The sequence below is a fragment of the Ruegeria sp. AWH4_226 genome (genome assembly GCF_056159225.1).
Genome location: NZ_JBSWUU010000003.1, coordinates 39,460 through 64,489, shown reverse-complemented (window position 1 = coordinate 64,489; position 25,030 = coordinate 39,460). Strand labels below are relative to the sequence as shown.

Below are 25,030 nucleotides of genomic sequence, written 5' to 3'. Positions count from 1 at the left end.
ACAAAAAAACACAAGCTACCCTAGTTCGGTAACTTTATTACTTCGCAGTCGCAGAAAATCAAGCTTTTTCTGATTACCTCAAGCGGCCGATTGTATAGGTAGGGTTAATTTTTTCCTTTTGGATATATTCACTTAAGGAATCATGGTGTGGGTGATGCTCGGTTTTTGTCTCGGCGGCGGCCAATCCACCCGAAATAAACAGGGAATCAATCCCCTCTCCCATAGCGCCCAGAATGTCGGTATGCGGACCGTCGCCAATCGCCAGAATGTCGCCATTCGGGATGTCGTGGCCAAGTTCCTGCAACCGGCGGCGGGCCAGATCGTAGATCGGCGGGTGGGGCTTGCCGAAATAAAGGCTCTCACCGCCCATTTCTGTGTAAAGCCTTGCCAGCGCCCCGGCGCACCATTCCCGCACCTCGCCCCGATCGACGACGATATCGGGGTTAGCGCAAAGCAGTTTCATGCCTTTCGTCTTGGCATACAGAAAATCCGGACGGTTCACTGATGGGTCAGCCATCGGATCAAACGGACCGCAGCACACAATCCCCTCGGCTTGATCCAGCGGCACACGCTCAATGTGGATCGGGTGATGCAGCAGCTTCAACGGGTCAAAGAATCCGGCGTCGCGTTCCCATTCCCCCATGAAGTAAACCTTGTGCCCGACAGCGCCGCGGAACATCGCGGACCGTGCTGAATCTCCGCTGGTCGCGATTGTGTCATAGGCATCGGCAGGAACCTTGAACTGCACCAATTGCCCCGCCACGCCCGCACGGGGTTTGGGAGAGTTTGTGAGCAGTACCACAACTCCACCCCTTGCGCGGTAATCCTGCAAGGCAGCGACGGCTTCGGGGAAGGCCGTGATGCCATTATGGACGCACCCCCAAAGATCAACGAACAACGCTTTGTAACGGTCAGAGATTTCAGAGAGCGACGAGAGGATTTGGGTCATGATGCACGGTCCGGGTAAACTGAGTCCTGCGTTATATGCATCAACCCCCATGTATTGACCATCGAAAAGGAAAGTCTTCAGCGGCGAAAACTTTCCAGGGTCTGACCGGTTCGCTTACGGACGATTCTGCGCAATGCTGTGCTATCCGCATATCCCACACGTTCCGCAATTTCCTCGTGAGTGCGTTTGCCCGAGCGCGCAAGGCGGATCGCCTCTGTCACCCGAATGGTTTGCATGAAACCTGATGGGGTCAACGCCGTAGCCTTCGATAACCTGCGCGAAAAGGTTCTGGGTGTCAGTCCGGCCGCCGCAGATAACTCGGCAAGGCTTATCTGTCGCATCAGGTTGCGCCTGACATATAGTTCGGCCTTTTGCAGGGCAGGGTGGCCCGCGACCAGCGTCGCGACGGATATGTATGGAAGCTGGCTGGGCCGGTTGTCCGCCAACAGAAACCGCCGGCAGTCTTCTGCGATGGCCAGTCCAGCAAACCACTCGATAAGCGACAACATGAGGTCGATTTGTGAAAAAGACGCGCCCGCGGTGACAAGTTTGCCATCTTGAACAACCAACTCGCCGGACTGAAGGCGCGCCAAAGGAAACAGGGATTGCAGCAGGGGGGCCAGCCACCACGTTGTCGTGACTCTACGCCTGTCCAACAAGCCTGCAGCCCCGAGCGCAAAGCAGCCCGAGCAGGCCCCTGCAACGATCGTTTCCGGCCCTGCAAGGTTTTTTAACGCGTCAACCAAGGTTGCAAAACTGCTCAGACCCATTGTCGCCCTGACCTCGGGTTCGGTGGCGGTGCCGAGGCCGGGCAGGATGACAAGATCCGGGGGCTCTGAAACCGGACCACAGTTCTCAGGCGTGAGAACAATGGCGTGGAACCGCGTTTCGGCCCCATGAAAGCGGGCGACCCGGTTTGCGGTGTCCAGCATCTCGCTCGTGATGAACAAGCTCGACATCTGGCACGGGGTGGGGTGCAGGATCACGACCTGAACAGTCTGCATTTGTCCAAATTGGTCCTAATAATGTCAATTATGACACTGCCCGATTTGCGGAACCTTGTCCATAGTCGTCAAAAAAGGAGATCTCTTATGATTGTGGAAGGTGGATGCTATTGCGGCGCAGTGCGGTATCGGGCCGAGGGCGAGCCGATCTTCAAAGGCCAGTGCCATTGCCGGGCGTGCCAGCATGTTTCGGGTGGAGGTCCCAACCTGTTCGTGCTTTTACCGCGCGACGGGTTCAAGTACACTGCCGGGGCACCCAAACATTACACGCGTACTGATCGCGCCTTGGCGGTCACGCGTGAGTTCTGCGCGGAGTGCGGAACACACCTCACCACGCTTCGTCCGGGCGTGGACCCGGTGATCCTGAAGATCGGAACTCTGGATGACCCATCTGTTTTCGGTGGGGCAAGTGCTGCGGTCTTTGTTGCGGAGAAGCAGGATTTCCACGTGATCCCGGACGGCATTCCCAGCTTTGAGGGCATGCCACCCATGTAATAAAGGCGTCCGAAAGGACGCCTTTTTTTGACTAGGCTGCGCTTAGACCTTTAGGTTTGGAATGATCTGCTTTTTGCGGCTCATGATGCCGGGCAGGACTACCGCGTCACCTTCGACCGATGCGCCAAAGCTTTTCTCAGCCACGCCTTTAACCAGATCGTTGGGAACCAGCAGGGTGGCCTCTTCGTTCAGGATGTCGACGACGAATAGCAGAACCTGATCGACGCCGTCTTCCTTGGCGACCTCTACCATCGATTCTGCCAAGCTGGCCTTGCGGTCCAGGACAACGCCCGGAGCGGTGGTTTCGAGAACCGAAACGCGGAACTTGGTGCCGTCCACCTCGTATTCTTTACTGTCCATGCGGATCAGTTCGGCGTCTGAGAAGGACGAGACATCCGACTTGGCCGCGAACATGTCGGCAGCATAGGCCGCGATGTCCAGACCCAGATCGGCGGCCAGCTTCTCGGCCACATCTCGGTCATGCGGCGTGGTTGTGGGCGAGCGGAATTCCAGCGTATCCGACAGAATGCAGGTCAGCGCCGTCCCTTTTGCCCAGTCCGGCATCTTGGCCGCGTCAACACCCATCAGGTCGACAATGATCGTTGCGGTGCAGGCCAGCGGGCGTACGGTGATGTCGATCGGACCTTTGGTTTCCAACCCACCGACAAGCTTGTGGTGGTCAATAATGGCGCGGATGTCGGCGCTGTTGATGCTGGTGGGCAGCTCGGCCGGATTGTTCGTGTCGACGATTACAACCGGAGCGTCCGCCTCGACATCGTCAATGATGCGTGGTTTGGGCAGGTCCCAGCGTTGGAGCAGGAAAGCGGCCTCGGTGTTGGGTTCGCCCAACAGTACCGCTTCGGCCTTTTCACCTTTAACTTCGTTTAGGTACCACGCCCATAGGATCGGTGATCCTGTCGAGTCGGTGTCGGGGGATTTGTGGCCAAATACAAGGGTTGTCATGTCAGTGTCCTGAGGATGATAAATTTGCGCGCCTTATAGGGCGCTCTGCCGGGGTTGTCACCCGGCATGGGTCCCGCTGCGACGGTTGGTCTGCAATACGGCAAGCATGGTAAGCCTTTTGGCGTGTCTGTACATTACTTCCGCTTGCTGCGCGGGTGCAGGCTGGCAATCCAATGCAAATCGCATAGCATGCATCCATGAAGCGTGAGCAAGACCTCTATCCCCCGATCAAAGCGCTGCTTGAGCGTCAGGGTTATATCGTCAAAGGCGAGGTGGGTGCAGCCGATATCGTGGCCGTACGTGATGGGGATGAGCTGGTGATCGTCGAGCTAAAACTGAGGTTTTCGTTGGCATTGTTTCACCAGGCTATCACGCGCCTCAAGGTTACAGATTGCGTCTATATCGCGGTCTGCAAACCAACAGGGCGGTCTGCCAGACGCGCTTTGAAAGACAATTTGGCGCTTTGCCGACGGTTGGGCTTGGGTCTGATCACGGTGCGCTCAGACAGAGCGGTTGAGGTGCACGCAGATCCGGGCCCATATGCGCCGCGCAAAAACAAGGCCAAGGTCGCGCAATTGCTGCGGGCGTTCGACCGGCTTGAGGGCGATCCGAATGCAGGTGGCGCAACCCGGCACGGGATCGTGACGGCATATCGGCAAGATGCACTGAAATGCGCCGCACATCTGGCTGAATGTGGTGCGACGAAAGGATCGGATGTGGCGAAGGCCACTGGCGTTTCATCGGCAACCCGGTTAATGCGTGACAACCACTATGGTTGGTTCGACAAGGTTCAAAAGGGCATCTACAGCCTCACCGAGGCCGGAGAGAAAGGCCTTGAACATTGGGCCTATAGCTGGGAACAGCCCGACTGAGCCCTGCTGTCAAAAAAAATATCACAGCTTGTTGACTCGGCGTTTTAGACCTCCTAGCTATGCGTCGTTATCACTCGCAAGGGTCGAGTGCTAACGCCTCGCCAGCCGGTGAGGGGAGGATAAATAAACTTTGAGCCCAAGGAGCTGCAAAGATGGCATTAAAACCGCTTCATGACCGCGTGCTGGTTCGCCGTACCGAAAGCGACGAGAAAACCGCAGGCGGCCTGATCATTCCTGACAGCGCAAAAGAAAAGCCCAGCGAAGGCGAAGTCGTCGCAACCGGCGAAGGCGCGCGCAAGGACAGCGGCGAACTGATCGCAATGGCTGTTAAAGCTGGTGACAAGATCTTGTTCGGCAAATGGTCGGGCACCGAGGTTCAAGTCAACGGCGAAGAGCTGCTGATGATGAAAGAAAGCGACATCATGGGGATCATCGAGTAAGCCCGCGCGCTTTCTCTGATCTTCATTTTCAACAAATTTCTCAAGGAGAAAAGACATGGCTGCTAAGGACGTCAAGTTCGACACCGATGCCCGTAATCGCATGCTGAAGGGTGTGAACATCCTGGCCGACGCGGTGAAAGTAACGCTGGGCCCCAAAGGCCGGAACGTGGTGATCGACAAATCCTTTGGCGCACCGCGCATCACCAAAGACGGTGTGACCGTTGCCAAGGATATCGAACTGGAGGACAAGTTCGAAAACATGGGCGCGCAGATGGTGAAAGAAGTCGCCAGCCGCACCAATGACGAAGCCGGCGACGGTACCACCACCGCAACCGTTCTGGCTCAAGCCATCGTTCGCGAAGGTCTGAAGCAGGTTGCCGCTGGCCTGAACCCGATGGACCTGAAGCGCGGCATCGACCTGGCGACCGCCAAGGTTGTTGAAGGCATCAAAGCCGCGGCGCGTGAAGTCAAAGACTCGGCAGAGGTTGCGCAAGTTGGCACCATCTCGGCCAACGGCGAAGCCGAAATCGGCCAGCAGATCGCAGACGCGATGCAGAAGGTTGGCAACGAAGGTGTTATCACCGTCGAAGAAAACAAAGGTCTGGAAACCGAGACCGACGTTGTCGAGGGTATGCAGTTCGACCGCGGCTACCTGTCGCCCTACTTCGTCACCAACGCAGACAAGATGGTTGCAGAGCTTGAAGACTGCATGATCCTGCTGCACGAAAAGAAACTGTCGTCGCTACAGCCGATGGTTCCGCTGTTGGAGCAGGTGATCCAGTCGCAAAAGCCGCTGCTGATCATTGCTGAAGACGTTGAAGGCGAAGCGCTGGCGACTCTCGTGGTCAACAAACTGCGCGGTGGCCTGAAAATTGCTGCTGTAAAGGCACCGGGCTTCGGCGATCGCCGTAAGGCCATGCTGCAGGACATCGCGATCCTGACTGGTGGTCAGGTCATCTCCGAAGATCTGGGCATGAAGCTCGAGTCCGTCACCATGGACATGCTGGGCACCGCCAAGAAAATCGAAATCACCAAAGACGAAACCACCATCGTCGACGGTGCTGGCGAGAAGGCCGAGATCGAAGCACGCGTTGCTCAGATCCGCACCCAGATCGAAGAGACCTCGTCGGACTACGACCGTGAAAAGCTGCAAGAGCGCGTTGCCAAACTGGCAGGCGGTGTTGCCGTTATCCGCGTCGGCGGCATGACCGAGGTTGAAGTGAAAGAGCGTAAGGACCGTGTGGACGATGCTCTGAACGCGACCCGCGCAGCCGTACAGGAAGGCGTTGTTGTCGGCGGTGGTGTTGCTCTGGTTCAGGCCGGCAAAGCACTGCTGGAGCTGGAAGGCGCAAATGCTGACCAGAACGCAGGTATCAACATCGTTCGCAAGGCAATCGAAGCGCCGCTGCGCCAGATCGCCGAAAACGCAGGTGTTGACGGTGCGGTTGTTGCGGGCAAAGTCCGTGAATCCTCCGACGCAGCATTCGGCTTCAACGCTCAAACCGAAGAGTATGGCGACATGTTCTCGTTTGGCGTGATCGACCCGGCCAAAGTTGTCCGTACCGCTCTGGAAGATGCGGCATCGGTTGCTGGCCTGCTTGTCACCACCGAAGCGATGGTTGCCGACAAACCCGCCAAAGAAGGCGCGGCACCTGCCGGTGGCATGCCCGACATGGGCGGCATGGGCGGCATGATGTAAGCACGTCGAATTCGCCCTGCGAATTCTGACGACCCCGACAGGCGCTTGGCCAAGAGGCCAAGCTGCAGAACGGGTCCGCCAAAAAGCTAAGGGATGGGGTCGCCTTTGGGCGGCCCCGTTTCGTTTCGCGAACCGTTGTGCAGAAATGTGAGTGTGCAAACACGCGCGATACCGCTATGCGGTTGCTATGCGATTGTTTCTACTCACTACCCTGACAATGTGCGCTTTTGCGGCCAATTCGATCCTGAACCGACTGGCGATTGACAGCGGCGCCGGTGATCCCGCTGGTTTTGCCGTTATTCGCGTGCTGTCTGGGGCTTTGGTTCTAAGCATCTTGGTCTGGTTCCGGGCTGGGCACCTACCGCTGCGCAATCGTCGCCGGATCGCGGGGGCAGGGGCGTTGTCGATCTACATGATCGGGTTTTCCATCGCCTATCTGACGCTGGATGCCGGGTTGGGTGCGCTAATTCTGTTCGGAGTGGTGCAGATCACCATGTTCGCGGTGACATCCGTGACCGGGATTGCGCCGACGCGCCGTCAGATCGCGGGTGCGGTCATTGCCCTTGCGGGGCTTGCCTATGTTCTGTGGCCAGTCGGCGCGGTTCAGGTTGATCTAAACGGAGCGCTGTTGATGACCGCTGCCGGGATCGGCTGGGCAGCCTACTCGCTGGTCGGGCGCTCGGAACCGGACGCGCTGGCTGGTACGGCGGCGAATTTCGTCGTCGCACTGCCTCTGACGGCTTTGGCCTTGATTGTGGCAGGGGGCGAGTGGCGCATGACAGGCTCTGGGTACGGTCTGGCCATAGTCTCCGGTGCGGTTACCTCGGGTATGGGATATGCGCTTTGGTACCGCGTTCTGCCGCAGCTGGCGCCGACCACAGCGGCCGTGGTCCAACTGAGCGTTCCGATCATTGCCATCTTGGGCGGGGTGCTTTTGCTGGGAGAGGTTGCCAGCCTGCGCCTGATCCTGGGCGCAACTTTGGTTCTGGGCGGCATCGCACTGGCCGTTCTGCGCCTGAGGCCGCGCTAGGGGTTTCATCGTGTGCCGTTAGGGCTTATCTGGCGGCTATGAGATATTTGCTCGCGCTGTTCTTGCTTCTCGTTCCTGCTGTGACCCATGCGAAATGCGTGGTTTTGTTGCATGGGCTTGCGCGGACCGAAGCGTCCTTTGCAGTTATGGAGCAGTTGTTTCAGGCCCATGACTACACCGTGGTGCGCCCGGGATACCCCTCGACCGACCTGCCGATTCCCGAGCTGGCCGATCAGACCCTTCCGGAAGCCTTTGCCGCCTGCGGCGATGATACCGTGAACGTGGTGGCGCATTCGATGGGCGGCATCCTATTGCGCTATTGGTTGCAGGACCATCACCCTGACAATCTGGGGCGCGTGGTCATGCTTGGCCCGCCGAACCAGGGAAGCCAGTTGGTTGATGAACTGGGCGCATTCGAGGTTTTTGGTATGCTGCACGGGCCTGCGGGATTGGCGTTGGGTACCGGCCCCGAGGGTATTCCGGGCCAGCTGCCAGCGGTGGATTTCGAGCTTGGCGTGATCGCTGGTGAGAATTCCCTGAACCCTCTGTCATCCTCGATGATTGAGGGCAGGGACGATGGCAAGGTGTCGATCGAAACCACAAAGGTTGAGGGCATGAAGGAACATATCGTCTTGCCCGTCACCCACACATTCATGATGAACAATCCGCTCGTGATGGCGCAGGCGCTGCATTTCATCGAGTTCGGACGCTTCGATCCAGAAATAACCTGGTTGGACTGGGTGACGCATGTCATCGACGAAATCTGCCTTGGACAGGATTGTTCGGAACCCGAGTCGGAGCCATCGCAATGACCTCATTAAATCTGACGTTCACCGGCGCAGAGGTGCTGCTGCCGGAGGAGGGTCTTGTGCCTGCCGACTTGTCCTTGGCTGAGGGCGTCATACAGGCTGATCACGCAAAGCGACAGGTTGATCTGTCTGGTTATCTCGTCTTGCCGGGGATCATTGACCTGCATGGCGACGGGTTTGAGCGCCACATCGCGCCGCGTCGCGGGGCGATGAAGCAGATGGACGAAGGAATCATCTCGGTTGAGGCTGAACTGGCTGCCAACGGCATCACCACTGCGGTTCTGGCCCAATTCCACAGTTGGGAGGGCGGCGTGCGCGGTCCCGAATTCGCGGGGCAGGTGTTTGAGGCCATCGCCTTGGTCAAGGATCGTGTCGTGACTGATATTATGCCGCAGCTTCGGTTCGAAACGCATATGTTGGACGATTATGCGGGACTGCCGGAACGTATTGCCGACTGGCAGGTGCCCTACGTGGTGTTCAACGACCACCTACCGCATGATCGGCTGGCGGAACGACGTAAACCGCCGCGGCTGACGGGGCAGGCGCTCAAGGCCGGAAGAAATCCGGACAAGCACTTTGAGATGTTGCTGTCCATGCATGACCGCAGGGGAGAAGTGTCAGAAGCGCTGGATGCGTTGTGCGCAGTGCTGGCCACGCAGGGTGTGCTTATGGGTAGCCATGACGATGCCACGGCGCAAGACCGTGCCGAATGGCGCGCGCGCGGTGCGCGCATTGCTGAATTCCCGGAAACACTCGAGGCGGCCGAAGCCGCCCGTGCGGCGGGGGACCATATTGTTCTGGGCTCGCCCAATGTCGTTCGCGGTGGCTCGCACAAGGGCAATGTCAGTGCGGTGGACCTGATCACGATGGGCTATTGCGACGCGCTGGCCTCGGACTACCACTATCCCAGCCCCAGACGGGCGGCTTTGATGCTGGCCAAAACTGGCTTGTTGGATATGGCCGGGGCTTGGGCACTGGTATCGTCGGGTCCGGCGCGCGTACTTGGGTTGCAGGATCGTGGCACGCTGGCACCGGGCCAACGCGCCGATCTGGTCATTCTTGACGCTGATACCCAGCGTGTTGCAGCCACGCTGGCTGGTGGGCGGGTCAGCTATATGTCGGGGGATATCGCAGCGCGGTTCGTCGACTGATCATCGCGAAATGCGGTTGAAATGTCCCATTTTGCGACCGGCCTTAACCTCGGCCTTGCCATAAAGATGCAGGGCCACATCGCGCTCTTGCGCCAGTTCAGGAACACGATCCATATCGAAACCGATCAGGTTTTGCATGACCACATCCGAATGCCGCTGCCCGTCGCCCAAAGGCCAACCTGTCACGGCGCGAATATGCTGTTCAAATTGATCCACCGCGCAGCCATTCTGTGTCCAATGGCCTGAGTTATGAACACGTGGGGCGATCTCATTCACGATCAGGCCTGCGGGTGTTACGAACAGCTCAACCCCCATCACTCCGACATAGTTCAGCGCGTTGAGGATGTTGGCGGCCAGCAGAACCGCGTCCGTACGCTGTGCAGGGCGCAGCCGGGCCGGAACCGTCGTTGTATGAAGTATGCCATCGCGGTGAACATTCTCGCCAGGATCAAAACAGGCGACCTGACCGTCCACGCCGCGCGCGGCAATGATCGACACTTCATGCGTAAAGTCCACGAACCCTTCGAGGATCGCGGGCGCGCCTGCCATGTCGGCCAAAGCGGCCTTTGCGTCCTCGGGCGTGCGCAATCGCGCTTGGCCTTTGCCGTCATAGCCAAAGCGACGGGTTTTCAGGATAGCCGGGGTGCCGATTTGCTCAATTGCGGCGTTCAGACTGTCCATGTCCGTGATATCGGCGAATGGCGCAGTCTTCAGACCAAGCCCCTGCAGGAAAGTCTTTTCGGTTAGCCGGTCTTGACTAACCCGCAAAGCCTCGCGCCCCGGACGGATCGGGCGATGGGCTTCCAACAGGTCCAGCGCTTCGGTCGGGATGTTTTCGAATTCATAGGTGATGACATCAACGGACTCGGCAAAGGCTTTGAGCGCTTCGACATCGTCATAGGCTGCGGTTGTCACCCTGTCGGCCACCTGCCCGGCGGGCGGGTTGCGGCCGGGTTCGAAAATATGCGTCACGAACCCCAGTCGAGACGCCGCGACGGACAGCATCCGACCCAATTGACCACCGCCCAGAATCCCGATTCTTGCGCCGGGTTTAAGTGCATCAGTCATCAACGGGCTCCTCTGGGATCGAAGCGGACAGTGCTTCGCGCCACGCGTCCAGACGACTGGCCAAAGCGCTGTCCTGCAAGGCCAGGATACCTGCGGCCATCAAACCAGCATTCGCGCCCCCGGCGGCGCCGATCGCCATGGTCGCAACCGGAAACCCCTTGGGCATCTGAACGATGGAATAGAGAGAGTCGACACCCGAAAGCGCGCGTGTCTGCACCGGAACACCGATCACCGGTACCCGCGTTTTTGACGCCATCATGCCCGGCAGGTGTGCCGCCCCTCCGGCCCCGGCAATGATGACATGCAGCCCGCGCGACACGGCGGTTTTGCCATACTCCCACAAACGGTCCGGCGTCCGATGTGCCGAGACGATGTGTTTTTCGTAAGCAATGCCCAACTCATCCAGAATGGTTGCGGCTTCTTTCATCGTGGGCCAGTCTGATTGGCTGCCCATGATGATCCCCACTTTCACGTCGCTCATCCGCTTGCGTCCCTGCCTTTCGAAAGAGCGCGCACTATATCCAAATCGACCTTCGTGGCAATGCGTCAGGCAATGATATCAGGGGTCAAACGGTCTTCAATCAGGCGAATAATGTCCTTCAGCCGCAATTTCTGCTTTTTCAGGCGCTTGATCGTAAGCTGATCAGCCGTACCAGTGGATTGCAGCGCCTCGATCGCCTCATCCAGATCTCGGTGCTGGCGGCGGAAAACCTCGAGTTCAACCCGCAAAACCTCGTCTGTTTTCATCGATAGATCGGTGGGCGCATTCATTGGCGACTCAATGGCTGTTGTGGTGCTTTCCACACAAGATAGTGCGTCAGGGTTTATATCGCCAGACCTTGTGGACATCGCTGAACAATCCCATATTCTATTACATGCGGTTGCCGGAAAGGGGCCGCAACATACGTCGCTTTGACAAAAAAGGACGAAAATACGTGTCAAAACTTACTCTTGGCTCATACCCGCATCTTTTGGGGTTCGAGCAGTTGGAACGCCTTCTGGAGCGGTCTGCAAAGGCTGGCAACGAAGGTTACCCGCCCTATAACATCGAACAGACCTCGGATTTTTCGTACCGGATCACTCTGGCCGTGGCCGGGTTTGCGGAAGAGGACCTGTCTATCACCATCGAGGATCGCCAATTGGTGATCCGGGGTCGCCAACATGACGACAGCGAAGGGCGCATATTCCTGCACCGTGGTATTGCCGCACGTCAGTTCCAGCGCATGTTCGTGCTGGCAGATGGTGTTGAGGTGGGCGAGGCGATCATCGAAAACGGTCTGCTGCACGTGGATCTAAGCCGAGCCGTGCCTGAAACGGTGGTGCAAAAGATCAACATAAGAAAGGGGTAAGAGCTATGAATACACCGATCGAGTTGAACACCGGGGGCGACAGGATCGCCTATGTGAAAACGGTCGAAGTTGCCGATCTGCCGCAAGAAGTCAGAGAGCAGGCCGGTGATCTGGATCAGTTATATGCCGTCCACAATTCTGACGGTCAGCAACTGGCGCTGGTCGCAGATCGCAAGCTGGCCTTCGTTCTGGCACGCGAGCATGACTTTTCACCGGTGGCCGTGCACTGATACAGCGCCAGCGCGCACTATTTTCTCCGTGACATCTGGTGCCCTTAAAGCCAGACATGCGACTCTGTAGTGGGGCGCAAAACGGAGGGCGCGCGACATGAGCTGGTTTGACTTCGACTGGGTAGACGCCTTTACCGACCGCGCCTTTGGTGGCAACGGGTGCGCCGTTGTCCACGGCGGCGCGGTTTTGTCGAAAGAAATATGCACCGCCTATGTGCGCGAGACGTCTTTGGTCGAATGTACGTTCACCGGGCCATCCAATGTTGCCGATTTTCGCGTGCGATACTTTCTGGCCAGCCGGGAAATTCCGTTTGCCGGACATCCCACCATTGCAACAGTTGCGGCTATGAAGTCTCGCGGCCTGGTCACGGTCGATACGCTGACTTTGGAAACCGGCGCGGGCCTTGTTTCAATCTGCCTGAATGGCGACGAGATTGAGATGACGCAGGTCGCGCCGCAATTCGGCAAGGTCATACCTGCCGGTATGGTTGCTGCCACCGTCAGTCTGCCCAAGGACGCGATAGTTGCCCCACCTCAGTTTGTGTCCACCGGTTTGCCATTTTGCATTACGGTTCTGCGGGATCACGATGCACTTCGCGCCGCAAAGCTGAACGTCGACGCGTTGCGCGAGCTTACTGCAAAGGCGGGCTATTCCGGTATAGACATGGCAGAGCCTTTCTTGGTGACGCTCAAAGGCGCAACAGACGCAGGTGATACCTTCTCGCGCCTACTGATGGCACTGCCCAGCCCGCCCGAGGACCCATTTACCGGATCGGCGACCGGTGCGATGGCGGCCTATCTTTGGAAAAATCGGCTGATGACCAAGGACAGCTTTACTGCCGAACAAGGCCATGACATGGGCCGCCCGGGTCAGGCAACCGTGACGCGTGTAGGGCCAGTTGAGGCAATGACCGGCATAAAGGTTGCGGGGCGCGGATATGTTCTGATGCGCGGCCAGGTTGACCTGCCCGAGGTCGCCAAGTGACCCGGCCTGCCATCGCAATATTGCCCTATGGGCACCGTCTTGGACCAAAACTTGCCTCGGTCCCTTTGGCCGATTTGATCTGGCCCGAGGGGTGCCCCGACCGCCTGGTCGGCAAGACGGTCGGTGATCTGGAGCGTACCGATCACCTGATCATGTACCCGAACTCGACTGTGCATCTTCGCCTGCGTCGTGGCACGCGCGCACGCATTTCTCTGATGATGGGTGAGCCGTCGGCCATCCACGGCAAACACGACCGAATGCTGCGGTATACTTGGCGGCGATTTTTCCGCGTTTTCACCTTTCATGACGTGTTGCTTGAAACCATACCGAACGCGGTGTTCCTGCCCTATGGCGTGACGATGGTGCCCGACTGGCGAGATATTGGCGTTGAGAAAACCAAGGCCTGCTCGCTGATCGCCTCGGCCAAACGCGATCTTGAAGGGCACAGGCTGCGCCATGCAGTGATCGACTGGGTTCGGGACACCGGCGCGGACGTGGACATCATGGGCCGGGGATATACACCGTTCGAGCGAAAATCAGACGGGCTGGCGCCCTACCGTCATTCTGTGGTTATCGAGAATGTGCGCGAGAGGAACTACTTTTCGGAAAAGCTGATCGACGCGATCCTTTGTTCGACGGTTCCAATTTATTGGGGGTGCCCGAATATTGGCGATTTCTTCGATACGTCCGGTATGATCCTGTGCGAGTCCGAGGCCGATATCCGCCGCGCGATCCAGTCCGCTTCGGTTGAGGACTTTGCCGCACGCCTGCCGCACCTGCAGTCCATCCAGCAGCAAGCAGCCGAGTACGGCGATTTCGAAAGCAGGGCCGCGCGGTTGCTGCGCGCGGAACTGGACGCGACCCCGGGCTGACCCTTGGGCCGGTTGAACAGCGCGCCAGAGGGTAGCAACTCAACGCCTGCCCCGAGTGTAAGGGCAGGGGGCTATTGATGGTAAGCCAGTGTTGCTGTGGGGAACTGCGCCAACGGGAGCTTATATAATGCTTCCAAAGAAAAACGGCCCCCGGATACCGGGAGCCGTCTATTCCCATTTGCCAGATTTTAGGACGCGGCGATCAAGCCCATGCTTTCCAGTTTGAGCAGCACCTGGTGGGCGCAATTGTCGACATCGACATTCTCAGTCTCGACGCTCAGTTCAGGGTTCTGCGGCACGTCATAAGGGTCGGAGATGCCGGTAAATTCCTTGATCTTGCCCTCGCGCGCCAGCTTGTAAAGACCTTTACGGTCGCGACGTTCGCATTCTTCGATCGAGGTCGCAACATGCACCTCGCAGAAGGCGCCGAACTGCTCGATCTCTTCCCGAACCGCGCGGCGGGTCGTGGCATAGGGCGCGATTGGAGCACAGATGGCGATCCCACCATTCTTGGTGATCTCAGAGGCCACGTAGCCGATGCGACGGATGTTGAGGTCTCGGTGCTCTTTCGAGAAGCCAAGTTCAGAGGACAGGTTCTTACGCACGATGTCCCCGTCCAACAAGGTCACTGGACGGCCACCCATCTCCATCAGCTTGACCATAAGCGCGTTGGCGATGGTGGATTTGCCCGAACCTGAAAAACCGGTGAAAAACACTGTAAAGCCCTGCTGGCTGCGCGGCGGCTTGGTTTTACGCAACTCGGCCACAACTTCGGGAAAGCTGAACCATTCAGGGATTTCCAGACCTTCCGCCAGACGACGGCGCAGTTCGGTGCCCGAGATATTCAGGATCGTGACGTTCTCTTTGTCCAGAATCTCGTCATTTGGCTCATACTGGGCGCGTTCCTGTACATAGACCATGTGCTTGAAATCGACCATTTCGACGCCGATCTCGTCCTGGTATTTGCGGAACAGATCCTGTGCGTCGTAAGGGCCATAGAAATCCTCGCCCTTACTGTTTTTGCCCGGGCCGGCGTGGTCGCGGCCAACGATGAAGTGGGTGCAGCCGTGGTTGGCGCGGATCAGGCCGTGCCAGACCGCCTCGCGCGGGCCACCCATGCGCATCGCAAGGTTCAGCAGCGACATCGAAGTGGTCGAGGCCGGGTATTTGTCCAGCACCGCCTCGTAGCAGCGAACACGGGTAAAATGATCCACGTCGCCCGGCTTGGTCATGCCGACAACCGGGTGGATCAGCAGGTTGGCTTGCGCTTCTTTCGCAGCGCGGAAGGTCAATTCCTGGTGCGCGCGGTGCAGCGGGTTGCGGGTCTGGAAGGCCACGATGCGCCGCCAGCCCAGCTTACGGAAATAGGCGCGCAGCTCGTTCGGAGTGTCACGGCGGCCGCGGAAGTCATAGTGAACCGGCTGCTGGATACCTGTAACCGGGCCGCCTAAGTAAACTTTTCCGGCGACATTGTGCAGGTAATTCACTGCCGGGTGCGCGTCATCATCAGCACCGAACACCTTTTCGGCTTCGTGCGCTTTGTCCGGGGTCCAGCGGTCGGTGACTGTCATGGTGCCAAGGATGACACCTTCCTGATCGCGCAGGGCGATATCCTGACCCAGTTCGATTGTGTCGGCAAAATCTTCGCTGACGTCCAGGGTGATGGGTATTGGCCACAAGGTGCCGTCGGCAAGACGCATGTTTTCGACGACGTTGTCATAGTCGGCCTCGCTCAGGAAGCCCTTGAGCGGATTGAAACCGCCATTCATCAGCAGTTCCAGATCGCAGATCTGACGGGGGCTCAGGTCCCAACTGGTCAGGTCGGCGGCTTCCACTTTCAGCTTTTGCGCCGAGTCATATGACACATACAGTTCTGGGATCGGAGCAAGATTGCTTAACATCGTCATGGGAATACTCTTGTCGAAGTGCGGTTTTACCGGTGGTTCAGGGGTGTTTGCTGGGGCATGTGCCCCGAGCGCTTGTCGAAGTCCATATTGATTCATGAAATAAAGGACGATATGCGCGGTTTTTGACCGGATTAGAAGATTTTTTCGTCAGCGCGGACATATCCCGACTTTATTCCCATGGATGCGCTGTCCTCGCGCGGATTTAGTACGTCTGTTCCAAGGTCGCTTTATGCTTAAAAAGATCGGATGCTTTTGCCACGGGCAGGGCGAGAATCGTCTTTGCAACGCCGCGCAGGTCAAAAGATTGAAGGTCAGCCGGGTCGCTTTCGTATCCGGCAGCTTGCAGCAAATCGGTCGAAACCAAAAGCTCAACCTTTAAGGCTTTGGTTTCGCTCTCAAGCCGGCTGGCCACGTTGACCGCATCCCCGATAATTGTACGTGATGAACTGCCCACAGCGCCGATTTCACCCAGAACCAGATCACCCAGATGCAGCCCCATCCCGATGCGTATCCCGGGGCTGGACTCGCTTTTGAGTTGCTGGTTAAAGCGCGCAAGGTCAAGACTGATATCAGCGGCGGCGGCAAGCCCTGCCTTGGCTGATCGTTCCGCGTCGGGCTTTTCAAATACAGCCAGCAGGCCATCCCCCATGTATTTGTCGACCACACCACCATGCGCAGTAATCGCCGGAACAATCGCGTCGAAGAACCGGTTCAAAAGGAACACAATGTCGTACGGCAACTGACCAGTTGTCCGCGAGGTGAATCCGCGCATGTCAAGGAACAGCACTGCCAGTTTCCGCTCTTGTCCGTGGCTGGCATGGGCGCGCTTGCGTCCGCCGTCGGGTCGAAACATGCGAAACGCGGTCAGCGGGTCGGTCGGACGGATCTGGCAAGCCAGTCGTGCGCCATCAGGGGCGCCAACGGCGGCCAGGCTGCGGGCCTCGACCTCGCTGGGCGCAGGCAGCTTGTCTGCGCCATCTTCGACGATCACGCGACACGTCGTGCACCGACCTTTGCCGCCGCACAGGGCTGTGTGCGGAACGCCATTGGCCTGCGAGATTTCCAGAAGCGTCATGCCCTTTTCGGCGACCACTTCAGGGCCTTCGACATAGTTTATCCGCACTGAATGTCTGCGCCGCCAAAGTTTGCGTATGACAAAAACCAAAAGCGCCGCCCCAAGCGTCATCACGAATGCTATAAGCGCGTTGTTCTCAACGTTGGCCATAGCCTGAAAAGACTCGGGCGAGGGCCAATTGTAATGCTCGATGTATTGATCCCGCAGGAAGGGATCGCCAAAATCGGCCCAGATACGGCGCCCTTCGGTCAGCAACCCGGCCAATGCAAACGAAGGCACAAATACGGCTGCACCGACAAGATACGGAACGGTCCTTGACCACCAGCTAGTCAACCGCAGCCACATGTGCAAACCGATGCAGCTGTGGACCCAGACGACCAGAAGCAGAGCGCTTTGCATCCAGATCGCAGTGCTGGGCCACATTAGCGCGATGATATAGCCCATCTCGTCGTTGACGCCATAAACCTCATGAGCGTAGCGCGTGTGGACGATATGGGCGATAAGCTGGAGTGGGATCAGAAGACCCAGAACAATCTGCAAGCCGGTGCTGAACGGCATCCGCATCGTGCGGCGTTGACTTATGGAATAGAGCGCAAGCCCGGAATGGATGAACAGCGCAAGGTACAGGATCACGCTGCCAATGTCGTGCCGCGTGACCACATGGCGGCCTTCCTGCATGCCGTGCAGGTAATCGGTGTGGAACAGGCCCAACCCAATATTTATGAAGTGAAAAAAGGCATATGCGAACAGGATCAGACCACTGCTGATCCGCAGTCGGGTTGCCCACCCGCCTTGCCATAACACACTTTTCACTCAGGCCACCTGCATTCGCTTATCCTGGCCCGAGTCTGATACGTGCGCGCGGATGGGTCAAGCTGAGGTTGTGCCCGAGGAGGCGTTGGAATTCCCCGAAGGGTTCGGAGAATTTCCGTAGTCGTTTAATCGTGTTGCGCCAAAAAACGCTCAGCGTCCAGGGCGGCCATGCAGCCCATTCCGGCGCTTGTTACCGCCTGCCTGTAGATGTGGTCGGTCAGGTCGCCCGCTGCAAACACACCCGGCACCGATGTTTCGGTTGATCCCGGCTTGGTGACCACATAGCCGCCCATGTGCGTTTCCAGCGTGTCTTTGACCAGCTCGTTTGCAGGCGCGTGGCCAATGGCGACAAAGACGCCCTTGCAGGGTATCTCGGTGATCTCGCCGGTTTTTACGTTCTTGACACGCACGCCTTCGACACCCAAGGGGGCATCGGTGCCGATGACCTCCTCCAGTTCGTGAAACCAAAGTGGTTCGATCTTTTCGTGCTTGAGCAATCGGTCCTGCAGAATTTTCTCGGCCCGCAGTTCATCGCGGCGATGAATCAGCGTGACTTTGCTGGCGAAATTGGTCAGGAACAGCGCCTCTTCCACGGCGGTGTTGCCGCCGCCAATCACGACGATCTCCTGCCCGCGGTAAAAGAAACCGTCGCAGGTGGCGCAGGCTGAAACTCCAAAACCCTTGAACTTGTCCTCTGACGGGAGACCCAGCCATTTTGCGCGCGCACCGGTGGCCAGAATGACTGCATCGGCGGTATAGGTGGTGCCGCTGTCGCCCTTGGCAGTGAACGGACGTTTCGAGATGTCCAGATCGCTGATAAACTCGCCAATAACCTCACATCCCATCGCCTTGGCGTGGTCTTGCATGCGAACCATCAAATCCGGGCCCTGAACCTCGGTATCGCCGGGCCAGTTTTCGACCTCGGTCGTGGTGGTCAGCTGACCGCCGGGCTCGATGCCTTGAACCAGAATGGGATTCAGCATTGCGCGGCTTGCGTAGACGCCCGCGGTATAACCAGCCGGCCCCGATCCGATGATCAGAACCTTAGTGTGACGTGTTTCGGCCATGGTACCCCCAACTCGATCTGCCTGATTGGGCCGCCTGGCCCCTGACGGTGGCATATAGCGGCCCACCAGCCGCCCTTAAAGCCCCTTCGTGTTTTGTACCCGCTATGCACGCTGCGAATACCGCGCGAAGAGGGGAGGGAAGAATAAACAATATTGCGCAGTTGTGAAATATTATTGCGCATCCGCTGGCTACTGATATAACAACCGAAAAATCAGGAGTATTTGATGGTCGCGATACGGCTGGATGAGATTGACCGCAAGATTCTGGCGGAACTGCAGGCAGACGGTCGTATGACCAATGTCGAACTGGCAAAACGCGTGGGTATTTCAGCCCCGCCATGCCTGCGGCGCGTACGAACTCTTGAGGAATCAGGACTGATCCGTGGCTACCACGCTGATGTCAACTCGCGTGAGCTGGGATTCGAGGTTCAGGTCTTTGCTATGGTCGGTCTGGAAAGTCAGGCCGAGGCCGAACTGAGCGCGTTCGAGGAACGCTGCCGCGAGTGGCCCTTGGTCAGGGAATGTCACATGCTGAACGGAGAAGTGGATTTCATACTGAAATGCGTGGCCCCTGATCTAAGCAGTTTTCAGCAGTTCCTGACCGGCGAATTGCTGACCACCTCGAATGTTGCAAGCGTCAAGACATCGTTGGTTATTCGCGGCGCAAAAGATGAACCAGGCGTGCCATTCGACGTCCTCGAAGACCGGATGAGTCGGACGGCCTGATCCCTACAAGCTTTGGATGTGGTTTTACGGGTGGCAGAACGGCTGCCACCGTGACATAGATCACCCAACTGATGAGTAGCTGCATATTGCCCCCAAATAGCAGACTGTATTCAAGTTTATGCTGTTATCGCATCTACCTCTCCGTCGCCAGCCCGCGGCATGACCAAAGGTCCGAAATCACTGAGCGTGTCGATATGCGCAAACAAATTCAGGTAGATTGACCTCAGAGAATGGCTGACCCTACGCACGGCGTTGACGCCCGGATGGTAGGTTTCGAATTGCAATCCATCCACATTGATGACCGCGTGCCGTTTCAAACAGATGTGAAACAACTCAATCGGAGTTGGCGGCAGGGTTTCGATTACACTCATACCGTCCTGGAACTCATGAACAGGCGTAAGCACCGGTCCTTCTCCGTTGACATGCCGCAAATGGGAAGGCGTTCCCAGCAACCGTGCAGAAGGGCCAACGATCACGCCAGACATCGGCTTTTGCATGCCAAATGTGTCGGCCATGATCCGCGTCAAAGGTCGCGTGCGGCCGTGCGAATCCTGGCGTCCGGGAATCAACGTGACCGACCCTTTCCAAAGGACCGTTTCCGAAGCGCCGGTCTGGGTCAGGACAGTATCGCCGGGCAACAGGTCTTCAAAGGCCATAGGGCCGGATTCGGTTTCGACCAAAGCTCCACGCGTAAAGGCACAAAACGCGTCTTCGAACATTGGCAGGGCAGGGGCGATATGACGTGTCTGAACGACATCCCCATTTTTCATCAGTGTACTGACTTCATAGCGCCTAAGTTGCGCTTTTTTCTGTGTTTTTGGTCTTGGCCCATCGCGCAGTAATGCCGACGTTCCAACGGCATTCCTGGCAGCGCGCGATAAAGAATTTGGGATAGTCATTACAATTCCGTCCCCTCTAAGAAACGAACAGGTAGGCTGAACCCCCGTACAGCCGCGCCTGATCGGATTCACTTTTGGCTTGCAAGAAATCGATGATCGCAGCACCACAGGCATCTCGACCGCGAGCCGCGACAGAAACCTCAACGCTGTTGGTCATCACATTGACCCCCCCTGCAAACTCATACAAACGCAGGCGAAATTGCCTACGCAAACAGGCTCCTAACCTGGACCGCCCAAAATATCGGCGGCAGGCCACACACCGGATCGGAGCACCCCTCCGACGTGCGTCTCGTCCCGGAACCGGCAGCTTGGCTCGCGGGGTTTTCATTCTCAGCGACGTGCCGCCATACGGCGGGCGACCCTGACGGATTGGCTGGAAACCCGTTTCCACGGCATCTCCAGCTGATGCTCTCTGGTGGCCGCAAGAACGGCGCAGAGAAAGCGTGATTTCCTCTTCATTTCGTTGTCCTGCTCGCTATGGGACCGGCGTCCCTTTTCCTCTGGGGTCCTAATTTGCTTGGCCATTGCGGCGGCGATAAGGCTGATCCGGGATGAATTCAGGACAAACGAGACAATGCGATTCCTCTTCATTAAGCGAGTCGCGCCCTGCGGGGGTACCGACAGATAAACACCTGAGAGCGGACAAAAATTATCAAATTGTAGTGACTTAGCTAGCCAAACAATTGTGGCGAAAAAGCGGCGAAATTGCCTTAATTCGGGTTTTGCTTAAAGTTTTATGGCGGAAATCAGGCGTCCGTAGTCCGCTTCTTTCGTGTGGGTGGACCGGCGGTACGAATAGAATCTTTCAGGATCGGAGTAGGTGCAGTGGCGTGTCCATTCAGCCCGACCCACGCCCGCCTGACGCAATCTGTGCAGCCCAAACGCGGGAAGATCAAATTGCAGCCGATCGCCCTGTCCGTTTGCAAAAAACCTTAGGTTGTCCGGTGAGTCCGCAGCGAATTCGTCCAAAAATTCGGGGCCAACCTCGTAAGCCGATTGTGATATCGAAGGACCAATCACGGCAGTGATGTTTTCCCGCGTTGCACCAAGGGCTTCCATTGCGTCAAGCGTGGCTTCCAACACTCCATCCAGAGTGCCGCGCCAGCCGGCGTGTGCAGCTCCAATCACGTGTGCGTCCGTATCGGCAAATAAGACCGGCTGACAATCGGCAGTCAGAATCGTCAAAACCAATCCCGGCGTGGCGGTGACGACGGCGTCTGCCCTTGGCTTATCCCCATTTATCGGCGCGTCGACCGTCAGAACAGTTGGTGAATGAACCTGATGGACTCCGACCAGGGCGTCTGGCGCAACTTCCATCGCCTGTGCGACCCGCTTTCGATTCAGCGTTACGGCTTCGGTTTGATCGGACGAGCCGTAGCCGCAATTGAGGCCCGAGAAAATACCCGATGACGCGCCGCCTCGGCGGCTGAAGAATCCGTGATGCACGGGGTTGAGCAAGTCTGAGGTCAATATTTCCAAGGTCATGGCTCAAGTCCCGGTGGCGGCGAGGAGGGCGAGGGGTACAGGCCCAGCACTTTGAACAGGTTTCCCATTTCGTCTGGATGCGTCAACCGGCGATGTGCGGCAACCAGCTCTTCCAGCTCGGACCCGCCGAGACTCGCTGCAAGGGATTGCGCACGGGTTGCGATACCCAGCCGTTCCAGAAACATCCCCTGAGGGGTGAGCCGCGTATGCGCGCATCCTGCGGCGCGCGCCGCAATCGCCAAAGGTTCGAAATCCACATGCGCTGTCAGATCGGCTTGACCGGGCTTTTCCAAAGGGTCTGTATGCGTGTGCCCGTGAAGCGCCTGGAATGTATCTCCCAGCGAACGCCAGTCACCATAGTCCACAATCAGCCCAGCCCCGCCATGCGTGCCGATCCGCCGGGCGATCACGGCAATGATGGGTATCGCTGCAGGGCAAAGCTCGACCAAATCCCCATCTTTGGTGTCGCTCAGCCGATCGGTAAGCGCAACCTGATCTGATTGCGGGCCCAACCCCCAGGTCAACGTATTGCCATCGGTGCCAATAAGCCGTTCACGCCAACCCGTGCTATCGCGCAGAAACTGGCGAATGGGCAGGGCGTCAAAAAATTCATTTGCGACCAGAAACAAGGGGGCTTCGGGCAGGTCTGCAACTGAGTCGACCCAGCGCGGTTGATAGCCTGTCAGCGTCTGTGCCTGGATGTCGCGCAATGTGGGCGAAGCTTCAAACAGCACAATCTGGGCGGCATCCGTGAAACCGGGCACACCAGCGGTGGCGCGCAGCATATCCGCCATCAACGTGCCACGACCCGGGCCAAGTTCGGCCAGTACAAAAGGATCTGGGCGGCCCTGATCCAGCCAGCTTTGTGCCAGCGACAGCCCAATCAACTCTCCAAACATCTGACTGACTTCCGGGGCAGTGATGAAATCGCCCTGTGTGCCAAGCGGATCGCGAGTCGTGTAATAGCCAAAAGTCGGATGCAGCAGGCATTCAGTCATGAAGTCGGCCACGCTCATTGGGCCATCTTGCGCGATTCGCTCAAGCAGATGATCCATCAAAGTCATGCGACCCGCCTTGCACGCAGGGCAAGCCACAGGCCAAGGCCAATCATCGGCAGCGACAACAATTGTCCCATTGTCAGGCCGTACCCGCCGATGTGCAATGCCAGCCCCAACGGATTGCCGGGAGAGACAAACTGCGCGTCGGGCTGCCGGAAGAATTCGACGCAGAACCGCGAGGCGCCGTACCCGGCTAGGAAGACACCTGTGATCAGTCCGGGCTTGTGGAATGCTCCGCGCCGATATGCCAGCCACAAAAGCAGAAGGCCCAGCAGCAAGCCCTCTAATGCAGCCTCATACAATTGCGATGGATGCCGGGCGCACATCCCAGCCAGGACGCCCGGGCAATCCTGCGCGGCTCCACCGGGGAAAATCACGGCCCAGGGCAATTCACTGGGGCGCCCCCACAACTCGGCATTGATGAAATTCGCCAGCCGCCCCAGCAGCAATCCGGGTGGCACCGTGTGCGCAATCAGGTCTGCCAAGGACAGAACCGGGCTTTGCTGACGCCGCGCATAGAGATACGAGGCGACCACCACCCCAAGCAACCCGCCATGAAATGCCATTCCGCCCTGCCAGATCTTCAAGATCTCAAGGGGGTTCGAAAGGTAATATGCGGGCTGATAGAACAGGACAAACCCAAGTCGCCCACCTACAATCACGCCAAGGATGATCCATGTGATGAGGTCCTCAAGCTGTTCAGGCTTGATCGGCGGCGTTTTCTCGGGCCACAGGGCAGGGCGCCGCAACGCCATAACCCCCATCCGCCATGCAATCAGGATACCGGCGATATAGGCCAGCGCGTACCACCGAAGGGCAAACTCCATCCCGAAGAGTGAGATCGAGAAAAGCTCGGGTGACAGATCGGGGAAATTCAGAACAGCCTGCATGTGCGTCTCATTGCCCGGGGTTTGAGGGGCAAGTCAACCTTGAGTCCGGGCCAATCGTCCCCCATATAAAGACCAACCGACAGACCGGAGTAAAGATATGCAGACCCGCAACAAAATCCTGGATGACGTTTCCCAGTTGATGACCAACGCCATGGGGGTGGCTCAGGGCGCGCGGGAAGAGGCCGAGAATGCGATGAAGTCAATGATTGATCGTTGGCTGGCCGATCGTGACTTCGTGACCCGTGAAGAGTTCGACGCCGTCCGCGCGATGGCGCAAAAAGCCCGCGAAGAGAACGCAGCGCTGGAAGCACGCATCGCCGCGCTTGAGGCGAAGCTGGACAAGTAAAGCCGTCCCGTTCCTTACGATCTTGATTTTCAGGGCAAGGTAGCGCGCCGCGCAATCCCGTCTTGGGTTGTACGGTGCGGTGCATTCTGACGCCTTACGGAATTTAATCAAGACAAAGCTGAGGTCTGTGCCAATATTTTGAGTGCCGTTGCTGACTATCCACAACTTATTGCAGTCATCCCCAAGAAATAGGGTTGCCAGACCCGTGTCTCGCATCGCACCATATTTAGTACAGGCCCAAGGGGGAAGCCCGGCTTGTAGAGCAGGCAACTAGCAATGGGGCACTGCCAGCCCCAAAATGCTAGAGAAAAGTGAGGTGGCATTATGGCCCTTTCCGAGCAGTTTCTCGAAGAAGACCTTCATCCGATTGATATAGTCGAGCACTTGGCTGAGCATCACGACTGGGATTTTGACCGGATCGGGGATGACCAGATCGCCATGGCTGTCGAGGGGCAGTGGCGCACATACTCAATCACTCTGGCCTGGTCCAACTATGATGAAACGCTGCGCATGGTGTGCTCGTTTGAAATGGAGCCACCGGCCGAGCGTGAGACCGAACTGTATGAACTTCTGAACAAGATGAATGATCAGTGCTGGGCCGGGGCGTTCACGTACTGGGCCAATCAGAAGCTGATGGTCTATCGGTATGGTTTGGTTCTGGCCGGCGGCCAGATGGCCAGCCCGGAGCAGATTGACACCATGATCACAGCCGCAGTTCTAAGCGCTGAGCGGTATTACCCGGCGATCCAACTGGTCACTTGGGGCAACCGTGATCCGGAAGAAGCGATGCAAGTCGCCATTGCAGAGGCCTACGGCCGCGCGTAATGCTTTGCCCCGAACCGACTAAG

General features: G+C 57.8%; 29 protein-coding genes. 14 read left to right on the top strand and 15 right to left on the bottom strand.

Annotated features, from left to right (window positions below; genetic code table 11):
• Positions 1-73: 73 nt before the first annotated feature.
• Both ACXAET_RS18730 and ACXAET_RS18725 read right to left on the bottom strand, forming a co-directional pair.
• Positions 74-949, bottom strand: a complete 876-nt coding sequence (locus ACXAET_RS18730) for an HAD family hydrolase (protein WP_475188701.1) — start codon at positions 947-949, stop codon at positions 74-76.
• A 77-nt stretch (positions 950-1,026) separates the two neighbouring features.
• A complete protein-coding gene (locus ACXAET_RS18725) occupies positions 1,027-1,953 on the bottom strand; it encodes a GlxA family transcriptional regulator (protein ID WP_475188699.1) in 927 nt (308 codons plus the stop codon).
• A gap of 87 nt (positions 1,954-2,040) precedes the next feature.
• Here ACXAET_RS18725 and ACXAET_RS18720 point away from each other — a divergent pair, with 87 nt between their 5' ends.
• A complete protein-coding gene (locus ACXAET_RS18720) occupies positions 2,041-2,448 on the top strand; it encodes a GFA family protein (RefSeq protein ID WP_475188696.1) in 408 nt (135 codons plus the stop codon).
• Positions 2,449-2,490: 42 nt separating this feature from the next.
• Here the strand turns inward: ACXAET_RS18720 and ACXAET_RS18715 are convergent, their stop codons facing one another.
• Positions 2,491-3,411 (bottom strand): manganese-dependent inorganic pyrophosphatase, encoded by a 921-nt coding sequence (locus ACXAET_RS18715; protein WP_475188691.1) that lies wholly within the window; start codon positions 3,409-3,411, stop codon positions 2,491-2,493.
• Positions 3,412-3,608: 197 nt separating this feature from the next.
• On the opposite strand from ACXAET_RS18715, the gene ACXAET_RS18710 reads away from it, so the two are divergent.
• From ACXAET_RS18710 to ACXAET_RS18685, 6 genes are all read left to right on the top strand, one after another.
• Entirely contained in the window at positions 3,609-4,283 is a 675-nt protein-coding gene (locus tag ACXAET_RS18710; RefSeq protein WP_475188689.1) for a DUF2161 domain-containing phosphodiesterase, read from the top strand.
• 152 nt (positions 4,284-4,435) lie between these two features.
• On the top strand, positions 4,436-4,723 hold the full coding sequence (locus tag ACXAET_RS18705) for a co-chaperone GroES (protein ID WP_120632017.1): 288 nt from the start codon (positions 4,436-4,438) through the stop codon (positions 4,721-4,723).
• Positions 4,724-4,778: 55 nt separating this feature from the next.
• Entirely contained in the window at positions 4,779-6,422 is a 1,644-nt protein-coding gene (groL, locus tag ACXAET_RS18700; protein WP_475188678.1) for a chaperonin GroEL, read from the top strand.
• A gap of 187 nt (positions 6,423-6,609) precedes the next feature.
• Entirely contained in the window at positions 6,610-7,452 is an 843-nt protein-coding gene (locus ACXAET_RS18695) for a DMT family transporter (RefSeq protein ID WP_475188672.1), read from the top strand.
• A 38-nt stretch (positions 7,453-7,490) separates the two neighbouring features.
• Positions 7,491-8,264 carry an esterase/lipase family protein gene (locus tag ACXAET_RS18690; RefSeq protein ID WP_475188666.1) on the top strand — a complete coding sequence of 258 codons (774 nt, stop codon included), beginning with the start codon at positions 7,491-7,493 and terminating at the stop codon, positions 8,262-8,264.
• Positions 8,261-9,412, top strand: a complete 1,152-nt coding sequence (locus ACXAET_RS18685) for an alpha-D-ribose 1-methylphosphonate 5-triphosphate diphosphatase (RefSeq protein WP_475188663.1) — start codon at positions 8,261-8,263, stop codon at positions 9,410-9,412. The genes ACXAET_RS18690 and ACXAET_RS18685 overlap by 4 nt, the downstream gene beginning before the upstream one ends.
• Here ACXAET_RS18685 and ACXAET_RS18680 read toward each other — a convergent pair whose 3' ends face one another.
• From ACXAET_RS18680 to ACXAET_RS18670, 3 genes are all read right to left on the bottom strand, one after another.
• Entirely contained in the window at positions 9,413-10,480 is a 1,068-nt protein-coding gene (locus ACXAET_RS18680; RefSeq protein ID WP_475188659.1) for a 5-(carboxyamino)imidazole ribonucleotide synthase, read from the bottom strand.
• On the bottom strand, positions 10,473-10,961 hold the full coding sequence (purE, locus tag ACXAET_RS18675; RefSeq protein ID WP_068336204.1) for a 5-(carboxyamino)imidazole ribonucleotide mutase: 489 nt from the start codon (positions 10,959-10,961) through the stop codon (positions 10,473-10,475). Before purE ends, ACXAET_RS18680 begins: the two co-directional genes overlap by 8 nt.
• 65 nt (positions 10,962-11,026) lie before the next feature.
• A complete protein-coding gene (locus ACXAET_RS18670) occupies positions 11,027-11,251 on the bottom strand; it encodes a YdcH family protein (protein ID WP_058280035.1) in 225 nt (74 codons plus the stop codon).
• A 164-nt stretch (positions 11,252-11,415) separates the two neighbouring features.
• On the opposite strand from ACXAET_RS18670, the gene ACXAET_RS18665 reads away from it, so the two are divergent.
• From ACXAET_RS18665 to ACXAET_RS18650, 4 genes are all read left to right on the top strand, one after another.
• A complete protein-coding gene (locus tag ACXAET_RS18665; protein ID WP_475188655.1) occupies positions 11,416-11,829 on the top strand; it encodes an Hsp20 family protein in 414 nt (137 codons plus the stop codon).
• Positions 11,830-11,834: 5 nt separating this feature from the next.
• The gene (locus tag ACXAET_RS18660; protein ID WP_068336200.1) at positions 11,835-12,059 is read left to right on the top strand and encodes a DUF1150 family protein; all 225 of its coding nucleotides are present in this window, start codon (positions 11,835-11,837) and stop codon (positions 12,057-12,059) included.
• 97 nt (positions 12,060-12,156) lie between these two features.
• Positions 12,157-13,044 (top strand): PhzF family phenazine biosynthesis protein, encoded by an 888-nt coding sequence (locus tag ACXAET_RS18655; RefSeq protein WP_475188653.1) that lies wholly within the window; start codon positions 12,157-12,159, stop codon positions 13,042-13,044.
• Positions 13,041-13,916, top strand: coding sequence for a hypothetical protein (locus ACXAET_RS18650; RefSeq protein ID WP_475188651.1), 876 nt, complete (start codon positions 13,041-13,043; stop codon positions 13,914-13,916). Before ACXAET_RS18655 ends, ACXAET_RS18650 begins: the two co-directional genes overlap by 4 nt.
• Before the next feature lie 188 nt (positions 13,917-14,104).
• On the opposite strand, the gene ACXAET_RS18645 is transcribed toward ACXAET_RS18650, so the two are convergent.
• From ACXAET_RS18645 to trxB, 3 genes are all read right to left on the bottom strand, one after another.
• Entirely contained in the window at positions 14,105-15,823 is a 1,719-nt protein-coding gene (locus ACXAET_RS18645; protein WP_475188646.1) for a bifunctional sulfate adenylyltransferase/adenylylsulfate kinase, read from the bottom strand.
• Positions 15,824-16,025: 202 nt separating this feature from the next.
• Complete coding sequence (locus tag ACXAET_RS18640) at positions 16,026-17,711, bottom strand: adenylate/guanylate cyclase domain-containing protein (RefSeq protein ID WP_475188644.1); 1,686 nt, start codon at positions 17,709-17,711, stop codon at positions 16,026-16,028.
• 125 nt (positions 17,712-17,836) lie between these two features.
• Positions 17,837-18,778 (bottom strand): thioredoxin-disulfide reductase, encoded by a 942-nt coding sequence (gene trxB, locus ACXAET_RS18635; RefSeq protein ID WP_475188642.1) that lies wholly within the window; start codon positions 18,776-18,778, stop codon positions 17,837-17,839.
• A 225-nt stretch (positions 18,779-19,003) separates the two neighbouring features.
• Between trxB and ACXAET_RS18630 the strand changes: the two genes are divergently transcribed.
• Positions 19,004-19,504, top strand: a complete 501-nt coding sequence (locus ACXAET_RS18630) for an Lrp/AsnC family transcriptional regulator (RefSeq protein ID WP_475188640.1) — start codon at positions 19,004-19,006, stop codon at positions 19,502-19,504.
• A gap of 116 nt (positions 19,505-19,620) precedes the next feature.
• Here the strand turns inward: ACXAET_RS18630 and ACXAET_RS18625 are convergent, their stop codons facing one another.
• The 6 genes from ACXAET_RS18625 to lgt form a co-directional block, all read right to left on the bottom strand.
• Positions 19,621-20,403, bottom strand: coding sequence for a Hint domain-containing protein (locus ACXAET_RS18625; RefSeq protein WP_475188637.1), 783 nt, complete (start codon positions 20,401-20,403; stop codon positions 19,621-19,623).
• Positions 20,404-20,419: 16 nt separating this feature from the next.
• The gene (locus ACXAET_RS18620) at positions 20,420-20,560 is read right to left on the bottom strand and encodes a hypothetical protein (RefSeq protein WP_475188631.1); all 141 of its coding nucleotides are present in this window, start codon (positions 20,558-20,560) and stop codon (positions 20,420-20,422) included.
• Positions 20,561-20,733: 173 nt separating this feature from the next.
• Positions 20,734-20,862, bottom strand: coding sequence for a hypothetical protein (locus tag ACXAET_RS18615; protein ID WP_475188628.1), 129 nt, complete (start codon positions 20,860-20,862; stop codon positions 20,734-20,736).
• Between the two features lie 267 nt (positions 20,863-21,129).
• Positions 21,130-21,888, bottom strand: coding sequence for a peptidoglycan editing factor PgeF (gene pgeF / locus ACXAET_RS18610; protein ID WP_475188626.1), 759 nt, complete (start codon positions 21,886-21,888; stop codon positions 21,130-21,132).
• Entirely contained in the window at positions 21,885-22,952 is a 1,068-nt protein-coding gene (locus tag ACXAET_RS18605; protein WP_475188623.1) for a class I SAM-dependent methyltransferase, read from the bottom strand. The genes pgeF and ACXAET_RS18605 overlap by 4 nt, the downstream gene beginning before the upstream one ends.
• Entirely contained in the window at positions 22,949-23,836 is an 888-nt protein-coding gene (lgt, locus tag ACXAET_RS18600) for a prolipoprotein diacylglyceryl transferase (protein WP_475188619.1), read from the bottom strand. The genes ACXAET_RS18605 and lgt overlap by 4 nt, the downstream gene beginning before the upstream one ends.
• A gap of 97 nt (positions 23,837-23,933) precedes the next feature.
• Between lgt and ACXAET_RS18595 the strand changes: the two genes are divergently transcribed.
• Positions 23,934-24,182, top strand: coding sequence for an accessory factor UbiK family protein (locus ACXAET_RS18595; RefSeq protein WP_050604795.1), 249 nt, complete (start codon positions 23,934-23,936; stop codon positions 24,180-24,182).
• Between the two features lie 324 nt (positions 24,183-24,506).
• The gene (locus ACXAET_RS18590) at positions 24,507-25,007 is read left to right on the top strand and encodes a type III secretion system chaperone family protein (protein WP_475188613.1); all 501 of its coding nucleotides are present in this window, start codon (positions 24,507-24,509) and stop codon (positions 25,005-25,007) included.
• Positions 25,008-25,030: the final 23 nt, after the last annotated feature.